The sequence below is a fragment of the Corynebacterium sp. HMSC074H12 genome (genome assembly GCF_001813755.1).
Lineage (GTDB): Bacteria > Actinomycetota > Actinomycetes > Mycobacteriales > Mycobacteriaceae > Corynebacterium > Corynebacterium hiratae.
Window position 1 is genome coordinate 65,992 of sequence record NZ_KV813947.1, and the last position, 12,401, is coordinate 78,392.

Below are 12,401 nucleotides of genomic sequence, written 5' to 3' on the forward strand. Positions count from 1 at the left end.
GCGCGCTGCCGCTGACCGGTGGTGGCGTGGCGTTCGCCATGGCGGCACTTGGCCGGACTCATGCGTTTATCGCAGGCTGGGCGCTGACGCTGGGGTATTCGTGTGTTGTCGCGTTGAATGCGTCGGCGGTCACGCTCGTCTTCCGCGTCACGTTCCCTGAATTGGTCATGCGGGGCGCGCTTTACGACGTCGCCGGGTGGATCATCTATCTCCCCGAAGTAATCATCTGCTCGTTGTTTATCATTGTGTTCGCGTGGTTGAACTCTAAGGGTGCTGCGCTTTCCGGCCAGTTCCAGTTCTTTGCCGTTGTGCTCATGATTCTGGCGGTGGTGGTCATCGTGGCGTCGATGGTGATTTATTACGTCGTCGAGCGCCCGGAGCTTGCCCCAGCTTTCCCGGTGGATGTGCCGCCGGCAGCGGCGGTGGCGACCATCATTGCTTTTGCTCCGTGGGCCTACGTGGGCTTTGATTCCATTCCGCAGCTGGCGGGCGAGTTCAATTTCTCGCCGCGGAAGGCCCTGGGTCTTCTGCTGTGGGGTATTACTGTTGCGACGGTCATTTACATGGCGATGATGTTGGCGACGTCGATTGCCGTGGGCACCAACCACAGCGACTTCGAGGGCGAGGCTTGGCCACCGGCGGCAGCCATCAGCGAGGTGATGGGGTCGGCCGGACTGGTGCTCATGGTCGTTGCGGTGAGCGCGGGTGTGCTGACGGGCCTTAATGGTTTCTACACCGCGGCAAGTCGTGTGCTGTTTACGCTTGGGCGGGCGAACTTGGTCCCGCGCCGCCTTGGTGAGCTCAAGGGTAAGCAGCATGCCCCGCGCAATGCGATTCTCTTGGTGTGCGCGGTGTGCCTGGTAACCCCGTGGTTTGGGCGCGCGGCGTTGACGTGGGTCGTCGATATGTCCAGTGCTGGCATCACCGTGGCGTACTTCTATACCTGCTTCTGCGCATGGAAGATTGCGCGCACCGGCCAGGTTCCCGGGATGCCGAAGCCCATTGCACCGAACAAGTTCTATGAGTACTTCGCGCTGGCCGGGTGCATCCTCTCCATCGGGTTCTTGGCGCTGCTCTTTGTTCCGGGCTCGCCTGGCATGCTCGGGACGGCTCCGCTCATCGCGCTGGTGGTCTGGATTGTGCTGGGGCTGGCGTCGTGGGCCGTTAAGAGCCGCCAGCTGAAGGATGTGCCGCCGGAGGAGACGGCGGCGTTGGTTTTGGAATAGCTTGGTGGCTAGTCGGCAGTGTTTAGGCGCTGCAGCCAGTCGTGGGGTGGCTGGGGTGAAGATGACGTGCTTTTGGAGACGAGTGCTAACTCTGCAAGGTAAGTTTGCAAATATCTTCTCTAGGCGGAGACCGTATCGTGCAAAGGTTCGCTAAAGCATCTCCTGATGGAGTGCTTTAGATCGCAACAGAAGAACCAAAAGCGGAAACTCAAACACCGAGAGCGTCAAAGATTGAACGTTGCGCAGCTGGCATGGGAATTCTATTGTGAGCACTACCGTCCAATGTTTGAAATATGGCGTGAATGGTGCGGTTTGCTGCGGTACGGGTAGCACGAAATGGGAATAGGGCTGACACCGAGGGTGAAGGCTACTTGATTTGGTCAAGCGTCTAATGAGCAATTTGAGAAGCTAGAGCCCAGGGGTTGCCCAGACGTATCTTTAGGAACTACTCGGGGAGCAGATAGCACCGGATATAATCCGCGAGACTCCTAACGGACCGTTAGAGTCTGAGAAAATCGAGCTTGAGTTGAGCATGGAAGTCGGCGTTGGGGTAGGGCAGTACAACTGGTTGGCTTTTCGGCCTTCTGCTCTCGTTTGAGCAAGAAGACTTGCTCGTAGAGTCCCTCCGTTGAAGGTCTAGAAAGCTCAAAATCTGAAACCTAGTTCTGCTAAGTCCCCGCCGAATTTTTTGGGGATTTAAGGGGCCCTGACTAACGACGCAATTGCTCCACGCTTCTCCGATGGACACACCGCATCTGTCACATCGCGCATGATGGCAATCGTCATAGCCTCGGCGTCATCTCGTCGACTCTATCTCTTGGGCTGTAATGTAGGTCTACCCATCGAAGTACGGCATAGTTCCGCTCGCCGACCCGTATGTCTTACTGGAGGAGTACTAGGGCAAGATTGAGAGTTCGTGAAAAATCAATGTCTACTGGGGAACTCGGGTCTAACTTTGGATAGTGTCGTACGCTGGTTCGAAGTTCGCCGAGACTAAGAGCTCTGTTACTTTGAAGAATTCGTTAAAGCAACTTGCCGTTGCAGCTTAATTCTTTCCGTTAGAATTGCCATCAAGGGTTAGATAGAGCAAATTACTAAGGTTGAGGGACGGAACATTGGATAGTCGGATGGTGGAACTCAGCTCAAAAGGGCTTTCCGTACAGGCTTCGGACAACACTTTGTTGTCCTTGTTTCAAATGATGGAATCTTCGGTGATTGACATGGTTCCCAAGTTTCAACGTCGAGACCGTTGGAACGACCATGCACGATCTTTACTTATAGAGAGTTTTCTATTGAACCTTCCTGTTCCTCCTATTTATCTTTCGGAGGAGTCAACTTCGTATAAGGTAATTGACGGTAAACAACGGCTAACGGCTATTCGGAATTTCTTCCGCAACGACTTCAAGCTCCAAGGGCTCGATTACCTATGCGAGTTTGAGGGGATGACTTGCGAGATGCTGCCAGAGGAGCAGAGGCATAAATTGGATTTCCGACCTCTCAGAACTGTCATTGTTCAACGGAATACTAACGAGCTGCTGACTAGGACAGTGTTCCGGCGTCTGAATACTGAGGGTAAACCTCTAAACGCCCAGGAGATTCGAAACGCGCTGTTCGATAACCCGCTAAACGACAAGATCCATAGTCTTGCAGAAAATCCAATATTACTTGAATCCCTCAAAATTAAGTCCACTAATTCTCCCGCGTATAAGCGAATGGATGATTTGACTTATGTTTTGAGGTTCATTACGATGGTTTTCTTTTATCCTAAATTCCTTAATGACCAATCCACCGCTATGGATACCGTTATGGACCTGTCTGAGGGGGGAGATGTCAGGGCAAGGAAAATTCATGGCATTGCCGACAGTTTTCCTGAAATCCTACTTTCGTCCCAGAAAATTTTCGGACGCAAACGATTTAAACGCTGGGTTCCAGAAAGTGGATGGCGTGATCAAGTGATTGGTGGACTGTTCGACGCTGAGATGGTTTCACTGTATAACTTGAAGCAGCGGGAACGTCAGGTGCTTGAGCAAAATTCTGAAGAATTTCTTGCGCATTTTAGAAACATCTTCGTAGATACCGAGTTTGTAAATTCATTTACGAGTTCCACAAATACTCCCAGTAAAGTAGTGCACCGCATTGATGCCGTTTCTTCGGTAATCGACGATTTCTTAAACAATAGAGCATGAATGACGCTGTGCATGGGCTGTGTGACAGAATTGAGCGGCTTATTGAGGCTGTCGATGAATTGAATGCCGCAGTTTCCCTCGAAGAAAGTGCTTCAGACCTAGCGGGACTAGGTCGAATGAGTCCAAGTGAGTCCTCGCGGCGAGCATGGTTGCAAGATGGCGTCGAAGATGTTCTTGCCCGCGGTCTCGATGTTGCTTTGTTTCAGTCAGTTGAGCAGTTCTATCAGGATCGTTCTCGCAGTTGGGCTAGTGCAATATCGTCGTTGCAGCTGCCCAAAAGCAATGAAGTTATTAAGAAGTTGGTAAAAAGACAGTTTTATTATCTGGGTTCAGGAAGTAAGCGGAGGTATTCTCCACTCGATAACCAATCGGTTCTAAACTCCATTCATTCGTTTTCGGGGGACGGATCCAGGTTGTCGTTGTCCGATTTGGCTTTTGAATGGAGCGGATCGAACCTCAAGTTTTCAGAAATAAAAGACCTACTTGAAGACTTCTCAAAGAAGAAAGGTCCATCTTTCAATAGTGCGGTTAACAGAATCCTTAGCCTTTTGGTCAAGGATTTAAATGAAACTAATCCTTCAATTTGGCGTAATTATTTGAATGATTCCTTGGAGGAGAGATTTACCAAGCTAGCCGAAGCTCGTCACGATGCGGCGCATTCTTACCCCCTGCAGTCGCAGCTGATGAAGTCGAAAACCAATGCCCCCTTTGTTCCATTGGTCTGCTTATCGATTGACCTCTTATTTCACTTCGCAATTCTTTCCCTTGATCCGTTAAGTAATTTGCCCAACGGTGCCCAGATTCAGGGTGTGCTCGACGTTTATTACGTTTTCCCAAAACCGAGGAGAGGGCAGCGAGCGGCAGAAAGAAGAGTGTTAAAAAAGGTGGCCTTGGGAAGACTGACTACGGAAGTTTATAATAGTCGCGCGGTTCACTTGGTTCGCGACGATGGAACCTTGGTAACCTGTGCGCGAGGTTTGATAAGTCGAACGAGAAAAGGCAGGATGACTTTAGTCTTAGAGGTTTCTTCGGAGGGCCGAATTAGTGATTGGTGGATTGGTCTCGGTTGAATTGTCGCGTGAGCGGGGTTAGTGGCGAACCTAATGTCATCACTCATAGAGCTGAGGCGCATTTCTTATGGAGGTCGAAGGATTGTCACTGAGAAGCGCGACACCGCCGCTTTGGGGGCTGATCCCTTCTGGCCACCTTCTAACTTAGCTTTGCCCATGAAATACCGTGAATGCGACTTTTTCAAGGACTCTAGTGAGGGCGCTGAAATGTGGGCGATCTCAATATCAAAATCGTCAATTGCTGCTTCGCGGCGGAGGCGTTCCTTAAGTGCTTGAGTCAAGTCCGAGAATTGTTCTATGAGGGACTCTCCGGATTTACGTTTGTAAATGATTACAAATTCAGCCACTGTGCTGCTCCGATTCATCTGGCTGACCAACAAGGATTTCAGTTGTACGCGGCCCCTAATCTAGTAGAAATCGGTCACGCACGGGGCACCTTTAAATACTATTGCGAGTGAACCCCTGCTTGGCAATGGTGGAGCTTCTCTTTCTGAAGGCTGCGGCGAGGGCTGGGACGTTGGGATCGAGAAAGTCGTGGACGGTGGCAGAGATGCTTTCCTTGTCATCGGTATCGCGCGTGACTCGGCCAACCTGCTGAATGACAACGCCGCGGAAGCTTACTGGGGCGGCCAGCACAAGAGTATCCAGCGCGGGAAGATCAATGCCTTCCCCGGCTACCTGGGACATGGCTAAAAGGACGAAATGCGGTGTGGTGGCAAGCTGTTCACGCACGGCCTGCCGCTCAGTAGCCTTCTGTCCGCCGTGGAGTTGGAGGACGGGGAAGGGGGCGTCGGCAAGCAAGGCGTTGAGGGCAGCGAGATGTTCGCGTCTTTTCACCAGGACGAGGACAGTGTGTTCGTCCTGCGCTGCTTGTGAGATGACATCGGCGATGAGTTGGTTGCGGTGCTCATCCGCCGCCAGGGCGGTGTCGAGGTCGGGCCAGAACAGGTAAGGAGCATCGTAGGTGAAGTCCGTGTTGTGGACTACATAGTTGCGTTGCCCAGGGCGATCGAGCTCGACGGTGTGGCGGATAGGGCCGCAAATGAGAGGCAGTAACTTATCAAGACCGTCGGATCGGTACGGTGTCGCGGTCATACCGAGCATAAAACGGACGTTGAGGTGCGCGAGGACATTGGTTAAACCCGCGGCTCCGACTCGGTGGCATTCGTCAACAATGATGTGGCCGTAGCTGGAGAGAAAGTCAGTCTTGGAATCGCTACGGCTGATGGACTGAGCTGTGACAATGTCTACCACGCCGCTGAGCTTCTTCTTAGCGCCCGAGTATTGCCCAACGTGGACGTCTGGAAGAAACTGTTTGAGGGCTTTGTGCCATTGGGTAGCAAGCTCCCTGGATGGAACAATCACTGCAGTGGGAACTTGACGCTGCGCGATGATTGCACAGGCCATGACGGTCTTACCGGTGCCGGGAGGAGCAATGAGCATTCCAGACTTGTGCTTGAGCATCTGTGTGACGGCGGAATGCTGGTAGGGGCGTAGTTCGCCGGCGAAGGATGCATCGATACGCTGTGGTTTCGGTGTATGGCCGCGGCGGGTGACGGTATATCCTGCGGTTTTCAGAATATCGAGGACGTCATCGAGCGTGCCGCGGTCTAGCGTGAGGATCTGGTCCTTCTCATCAAAGCGCACGATAAGCCGCGGAGTGCCGAAGGTGGAGAAACGCTGGGCCTGCTTGATATAGAACTGCGGGTTAGCAATAGCACCGAGGTGCCGCAGGGCCGAACGAGTGGTGGCGTCGACGCCCGATAAATCGACGTGGACGTGCGAATCGTGGGTGACGTGGACTTTCCCAGAAGCCTTGAGCCTCATTAGCTCGGCGCGGGTGGGTGCCTGGGGGAGGGATGTCTCGGGATCGGGCTGAAGCTCAGCGTAGATTCTCTTGAGCTCGGAAAGTGTTGACTTCTTCGTACTTGCCAAAGCCTCGAATTGGTCTGACAAAGGTTGAAAATTACTGTCGACGAAGACCGTTGTGCCTTCGGCACGATGGTGGCCTGCTAATGGGAGGGCAATCAGGTTGCCGAAACCGCGGCCTTTCGCCGGCAGCGTGTCTTGGGACGGAAAGAACCGGTCGAAACTGGAGAAGTAGGAATCCGGGCTAGCTTTGGCAAGAAGCCCGATGCCCACGGAACGGGCGAGGCTGGCGGGAATAGGTTCGTCAAAAAACACCCAGACATGAGCTCCGTTCCCAGAGCGCGATACTTCTATGAGTGGGTCGAGGCCCTGGTTCTTGGATTCTTCCGCGTAGGCGCGGGCGGCTTGCTTGAAGTCATCATCATCAAAATCGCAGACCAACAGCCGGCAACTGTCGTCTGTGCACAGTGGATAAAGCCCAACGTGGAAGCGGTTGTCACGGCGCAGATGTCCTTCGATCACCTTTGGCGTCAGGGGCTTTAGGTCGGGATTTCTTCGGTCATAGTAGCCATTGCTAGCCGGGTACCAAGCCTTCTTTCCCGCAGTATTTTTGGCCACTGCATAGGCATCTGTCCTCCCCGTGAAGTAATCCATGAAGAGGGCAATCTTCTCTTCCGGTGAGCGGTTTTCAGAGTGAACGTTCGCCGGCGGCGGTGTGTCTGCAGTACTGGGGCGCGAAGGAGCATGACCGAGGGCCTGCAGTAATTGGGCCACCTGAGACTCCAATTCGCTAACGCGAGTTTCAAGTGCTTGGAGGCGTTCCTGTTCAGTCATGGTGCGTGTTCCTTGTGCGTCGGAACTAGTCTATCGGACGACATGCGGCTAGAAGCCCCAATTAATCGTGGAGTCCAAACTTACTTGTTCGACAAATATGATGTTGAACGCAAAAGCGTGAGGACACTCTCCGCCCTAATTGAACGGGGGTATGCCGACGGTGGGCTTAGCCCACGGTGACGCGCCCGGCGGGGAACAAGATTGTATTGTTTCCTGTATGAGCACCATTCAGCCAATTGAGTACGTCGCCGTTAAAGGCTTTGCGTCCATCAAGGACGTAAAGCTCACCTTGGCACCGGACGTGACAGTTCTTATCGGTGCAAACGGTGCAGGCAAATCCAACATCATCCGAAGTTTTGAACTGATGGCCCACATCATGAAGAGTCGACTTCAAAATTATGTGCTCGCACGTGGCGGAATGAATAATCTCCTCCACGTTGGACCGCAAGGGCGTGATTCAGTCCTTTCCTTGAATGTGCAGTTCAGTCCCAACGATGCCGGCAAATCAAATGGATACATTGCGCGTCTCAAGAGTACAGATGAGGATAAAGCCTTCCTCGAGGAGTGGTTAACCTTCCACGACCGCAAGAAATACGCGGCGCCGTACGATAGCCCTCTGCCGGCTGGAACTGAGACTGCTCTGGAGAAACTCAGCGGTAAGGAACAGCGCTTCGCTCAGTACGTTCGCCCACTCCTTGCGGGTATTCGGGTGTTCCACTTCGACGATGTAGGACCCCAGGCTCCACCGAAAACTTTTTCTTCGGTGGCCGACAACTTAAGCCTTCATCCCGATGCCGGAAATATCGCTGCGTACCTACTGCGGCTGAAGGATGAGCATCCTGATGACTACTTTGAGATTGTCTCGGCAATACGCAACGTGGCCCCTTTTTTCGATGACTTCGTCTTGGTCCCAGAAGGAGCTTCGCAAGACAACGTGCGTTTGAGGTGGGCACAGAAGAACCTTGATACTGTTTTTAACGCGGCGCAACTTAGTGATGGCACGCTGAGATTTATCTGCCTTGCAACGTTGTTGCTTTCGCCTGATAGACCACAGTGCATTGTTCTTGATGAGCCCGAGTTGGGCCTGCATCCACATGCCATCGTGCAGTTGGCGGCACTATTACGCAAGGCTGCCCATGCAGGACGTCAATGCGTGGTCGCTACGCAGTCGGCCCTCCTTCTTGATGAATTCTCTGTGCACAACGTGGCAGTACTCACTAGGAACAACGGAGAAAGCGAAGTTGTGTCTCCATCTGAAAAGCAGCTGGAAGCGTTCTTGAGCGACTACACCCTAGGAGAGATGTGGCGGATGAACCTCTTGGGCGGAAATCTACGATACGAGGAAGCACTGTAAATATGTCCGTGCGTCACCTGATTGTCGAGGGGCAAACTGAACAGCAGTTTGCCGAGCGTATTTTGGTTCAGCTAGCGGCCTCCAAAGGCATCTATGTAATCACGAATCCTCCAAAGACAGGCACAAATAAACGCGGCATCAGTGCTCGTGGTGGAGGCGCGTGGAAACACATGGTGGATCCTGCGCGCAATTTCTTGAGGAACCCGGGGATAGACAAAGTGGGTGTTCTCTTTGACGTCTATGGTTCCGAATTCCAGAAGATGCATTCTGAGCTTGTTGGTCCCGAACTCCGGGATGCGGTGAAACGTGACGCAACGGAATCTATCGTCAAAGGTCTTGACGTTGACGAGAGCAAATTAGTAGTGGGTCCGGTCCTCTATGAGTTTGAGACACTCGTAATTGCGGCGCTGGCTTCTGGAAACACAAGGGAAAAGCCTTCTGTTGTCCGAGAAGCGCGGGCAGCTTTGACAAAGGCACACGGCGATGTAGAAGCTATTAACGGCTCGGTAGTAACTTCACCGTCTCATCGTGTGGCGAAATGGTGGGAAGACAAGCTAGGCAAGCGCTATGAAAAACAAGTTGATGGGCCACGAATACTCAATGAGGTTCCATGGCCCATCCTGAAGGAAGCATGCCCCACCTTTGCACAGTGGGTCGACGAGTTCCTTGATTAGAAGTCCGCTTGGACGCGTTCTGCTACGGTGCGGTTGATACGCCACTCGGGGCGGGAACCGTCGCTAAAGCCGGAGTAGTACAACTCGAAGGTGAGGTCATCGCCGCTGCCGTGGGGCACGAGGGCGGACTTGTAGAGGTTCGGGTAGCCGGATTCCTCATGGGAGATGATCGGGGTGTCTGAGCGCTTCCAGTTGATGCCGTCCTTTGACCGCATCAGGTATAGATTGCCCTTCTGGACTGTGCCACTCGGAATGATGTGTACTAGACCAATATATTCGCCGTTGTAGCGTTGAACGTCAATGTGCCACCAGCGCTCGTTCGACTGAAGGTAAGGATCAATAGAGGGGTATCGGGGCGCGGACCACGTCTTGAGATCGGTGCTCTCGTAAAAGATGATTCGGTTAGGCACGCCGGCGCGGTTTGCAACGCCGTAAAGGCGCCAGTTGTCACCAGTCCAGATAAGGGACTGGGACATGAACTGCGGTTCGCCGGACCAGATTTCTTCCTTCTCAGACCAGCGCACGCCATCGGTGGACGTGACCAAGAAAATGCGGTTGGTCTTGCCATTAGGACGGTCCACCATGCGCCACGTTAAGTACATTTCTCCGCTTGGAGCCATGACGAGCTGCGTATCGGAGTTGTGCGGGTTGGGCTTGCCCAGTTGATCATCGATAGGTTTGGCGAGACCGGTTGGAAACTGCCAGGTCCAGCCGTCGTTGGAGACGACGACGTTGGGGTCCTCCTCACTCTCATCACTGCCCGGGTACGGGGTCATGGCCATCCAGTACTTCCAACCGTTCCAACCGTTTTCAAAGTAGAGGACTGAGGGATGCGTTGCTTGGCCGCTGCCCTCATGGGTGGGGAGGTTGAGCTGCGGTCCGCGCGGTGCTGTCCAAGCCCAGAGTGGTGCCTTATCTTCGCTATTAGCGAGTCGGTCCTTGATGCCTGCAACGTGTTGTGCATAGCCGGAGGAAGGTTCCACGGACGTCGTCGGAGCCGGTGTAGCGCTCGTGGTCGGCTTGGCTGAGGTGGCACTGGGCTTAGTGCTGGCCGTCGGAGCGGCGGTTGTGCTCGGTTGTTCGGAGGGGGTTGGCTTCGCCGTCGGCGTGGGAGTGGGGGTAGGGCTTTGGGAAGAACCGATTCCTGGAAGGATGCCTGCGAGGAGCGCCAAACCGCCGATACCTGCGGCAAGTGCCACCAGTGCGGTGATCGCTTGGCGGAATTGCTCCTCGTTGAACTGGGGCATCGCCGGCATCTGGAATGCTGGAAGCTGTTGTGCCTGTGCAGGTGTTGGTGCGGTGACCTGGCCAGTAGCCAGCGAGGCGGTTAAGACGAGAGCGACGAGTGCTTTACCGGTGCGCGGTGGTCGACGCATGAGGGGCTCCTTTTTGCGTGAGAACGAGACGAATAAGTATTCTAGCGAGCCTCGGCGGGGATGGTGGGAGGTGTCCTAACATATCTGCTCCACTGTGGCAGCGAGTAACGGCTTAATGGACTTTCATACATTAAGATCGCCCTATGGCTAATTCCACTTCCGTCCGCACTGTTGTAGTCCCCGCAGCAGGTATGGGTACGCGTTTCCTGCCTGCTACGAAGACTGTCCCGAAGGAGTTGCTCCCAGTCGTGGACACTCCAGGCATTGAGATGATTGCCGAGGAAGCTGCGGGTGCCGGGGCAACACGGCTAGCTATTGTGACCTCGCCTAGCAAGGACGAGGTCATGCGCCATTTTGATGAGTTTCCTGAATTGGTGGAGATCCTGCGTGCCCGCGGCGAGGACGAGCAGGCGGCGAAGGTGGAGCGTGCCGCGCAGATTATTCAGCCGGTAGCAGTTGTGCAGGAAAAGCCTTTGGGGCTGGGGCATGCCGTCGGCTTGGCGGAGACCGTGCTGGATGACGATGAAGAGTACTTTGCTGTCATGCTTCCCGATGACGTCATCGAGCCCACTGCAGCCATGAGCGAGATGATTCGTGTGCGCCAAGAACACGGTGGCTCGGTGCTGTTGGCCGTGGAAGTAGACCCTGCGCAGGTGTCGAACTATGGCGTGTTCGATATCGAGAGCACTGATGAGGACAGTGTGAAAAAGGTCGTCAGGATGGTGGAAAAGCCAGCAGTAGAGGATGCGCCGTCGGATCTGGTGGCAACTGGGCGTTACTTGTTAGACCGCGCAATTTTCGATGCTTTGCGCCGCATCACCCCGGGTAAAGGAGGGGAGCTACAGCTGACTGATGCCATCGATCTGCTCATCTCCGAAGGGCACCCCGTCCACGTCGTTGTTCATGATGGTATTCGCCACGACTTGGGAAACCCGGCAGGTTTTATCCCTGCCAGTGTGGAGTTTGGTCTGCGCCACCCGAAGTACGGGCCGGCGTTATTCCGAGATATTGAGGCAATCATGGAGAAATACCGCGGTCACTATGCGAATTAGGTGGTGGGATTAGATTGATAAAGCCAACCATTTCAAAACCTGACAACACTAATACGCCTATTGCTCAGATTCAGGGTTTGGATGAGGAGGACCGTCGCCGTTACGTCGAGTACTTAGGACGGGAGATTGCCAATTGGTCCGCGGATCTTAACCGCCGTCTAGCTTGACCATTTATCCCAACGAAGAGGAAACCCTTTTCGCCGGGAATTGGCTTGTGGGGTCCCTCCACAAATTCTTGACTCCGATCAGTTTTAGGCCCAAGTAATTCAAGCGCACTTAGATGCGCGATATCATCCTTTTTAAAATTCATGGGCGCCAAGCTGCCTATGGTGGTGGGCAAAAGGAGGCGTCGTCAAGCGCTCTGTGCCTGCGTTGGAAGTACTTGCGTACTCGCAGTATCTGGGTGTCCAGCGGCAGAACACTGCGATGGCCACCATCGGTTAGGTTCATTGAATGAAAGGTGGAACCCCGCGTTAAGTTTCTTAGATCTGCAGCACACCTAACCAAGAACCTCTAGACTTTCCAGAAACGCGCGCTGGGATCGTCCGCAAGGTCCTGGCGCTCAAGGTGAATTGTCTGGAGTGAAACTACATGTCGGAGAATGCGACACTGCGGAAAACGATGAAGCCCTCGTGGGTCTTTGCCATGGCCTTGGGCGCGGCGATTGGCTGGGGTGCCTATATCTTGCCCTTCGACTGGATGCAGAAGGCGGGGCTTGCTGGAACACTCATCGGCTTTGTCATCGGTGGCCTGATGATTG

At 53.8% G+C, this 12,401-nt stretch carries 9 protein-coding genes; 6 read left to right on the forward strand and 3 right to left on the reverse strand.

Annotation, left to right across the window (positions count from 1 at the left end):
* The 3 genes from HMPREF2932_RS12555 to HMPREF2932_RS13505 form a co-directional block, all read left to right on the forward strand.
* Positions 1–1,226: APC family permease (locus HMPREF2932_RS12555; protein ID WP_084739049.1), on the forward strand; the 1,226-nt coding region annotated here is incomplete at its 5' end.
* Between the two features lie 1,127 nt (positions 1,227–2,353).
* Positions 2,354–3,412: a DUF262 domain-containing protein gene (locus HMPREF2932_RS12560; protein ID WP_049154669.1), complete on the forward strand. Its 1,059-nt coding sequence runs from the start codon at positions 2,354–2,356 to the stop codon at positions 3,410–3,412.
* A complete protein-coding gene (locus tag HMPREF2932_RS13505) occupies positions 3,409–4,482 on the forward strand; it encodes a hypothetical protein (protein WP_141756316.1) in 1,074 nt (357 codons plus the stop codon). The genes HMPREF2932_RS12560 and HMPREF2932_RS13505 overlap by 4 nt, the downstream gene beginning before the upstream one ends.
* A gap of 65 nt (positions 4,483–4,547) precedes the next feature.
* Here the strand turns inward: HMPREF2932_RS13505 and HMPREF2932_RS13320 are convergent, their stop codons facing one another.
* Entirely contained in the window at positions 4,548–4,829 is a 282-nt protein-coding gene (locus HMPREF2932_RS13320) for a hypothetical protein (RefSeq protein WP_210397802.1), read from the reverse strand.
* A gap of 91 nt (positions 4,830–4,920) precedes the next feature.
* The gene (locus HMPREF2932_RS12565; RefSeq protein ID WP_071410290.1) at positions 4,921–7,185 is read right to left on the reverse strand and encodes a DEAD/DEAH box helicase; all 2,265 of its coding nucleotides are present in this window, start codon (positions 7,183–7,185) and stop codon (positions 4,921–4,923) included.
* Between the two features lie 217 nt (positions 7,186–7,402).
* Between HMPREF2932_RS12565 and HMPREF2932_RS12570 the strand changes: the two genes are divergently transcribed.
* Positions 7,403–8,539 carry an AAA family ATPase gene (locus tag HMPREF2932_RS12570; protein WP_065422020.1) on the forward strand — a complete coding sequence of 379 codons (1,137 nt, stop codon included), beginning with the start codon at positions 7,403–7,405 and terminating at the stop codon, positions 8,537–8,539.
* 2 nt (positions 8,540–8,541) lie between these two features.
* Positions 8,542–9,213, forward strand: a complete 672-nt coding sequence (locus tag HMPREF2932_RS12575) for a DUF4276 family protein (protein ID WP_049154667.1) — start codon at positions 8,542–8,544, stop codon at positions 9,211–9,213.
* Here the strand turns inward: HMPREF2932_RS12575 and HMPREF2932_RS12580 are convergent.
* The gene (locus HMPREF2932_RS12580; RefSeq protein ID WP_071410291.1) at positions 9,210–10,589 is read right to left on the reverse strand and encodes a sialidase family protein; all 1,380 of its coding nucleotides are present in this window, start codon (positions 10,587–10,589) and stop codon (positions 9,210–9,212) included. The two genes, HMPREF2932_RS12575 and HMPREF2932_RS12580, sit on opposite strands and share 4 nt — an antisense overlap.
* Before the next feature lie 143 nt (positions 10,590–10,732).
* Here HMPREF2932_RS12580 and HMPREF2932_RS12585 point away from each other — a divergent pair, with 143 nt between their 5' ends.
* Positions 10,733–11,641 carry a UTP--glucose-1-phosphate uridylyltransferase gene (locus HMPREF2932_RS12585; RefSeq protein WP_071410292.1) on the forward strand — a complete coding sequence of 303 codons (909 nt, stop codon included), beginning with the start codon at positions 10,733–10,735 and terminating at the stop codon, positions 11,639–11,641.
* Positions 11,642–12,401 lie beyond the last annotated feature (760 nt).

Coding starts and splice junctions, on each gene's coding strand:
- HMPREF2932_RS13505 (WP_141756316.1), top strand. CDS start 3,409: ATGAATGACGCTGTGCATGGGCTGTGTGACAGAATTGAGCGGCTTATT.
- HMPREF2932_RS12570 (WP_065422020.1), top strand. CDS start 7,403: ATGAGCACCATTCAGCCAATTGAGTACGTCGCCGTTAAAGGCTTTGCG.
- HMPREF2932_RS12560 (WP_049154669.1), top strand. CDS start 2,354: ATGGTGGAACTCAGCTCAAAAGGGCTTTCCGTACAGGCTTCGGACAAC.
- HMPREF2932_RS12565 (WP_071410290.1), bottom strand. CDS start 7,185: ATGACTGAACAGGAACGCCTCCAAGCACTTGAAACTCGCGTTAGCGAA.
- HMPREF2932_RS12585 (WP_071410292.1), top strand. CDS start 10,733: ATGGCTAATTCCACTTCCGTCCGCACTGTTGTAGTCCCCGCAGCAGGT.
- HMPREF2932_RS12580 (WP_071410291.1), bottom strand. CDS start 10,589: ATGCGTCGACCACCGCGCACCGGTAAAGCACTCGTCGCTCTCGTCTTA.
- HMPREF2932_RS12575 (WP_049154667.1), top strand. CDS start 8,542: ATGTCCGTGCGTCACCTGATTGTCGAGGGGCAAACTGAACAGCAGTTT.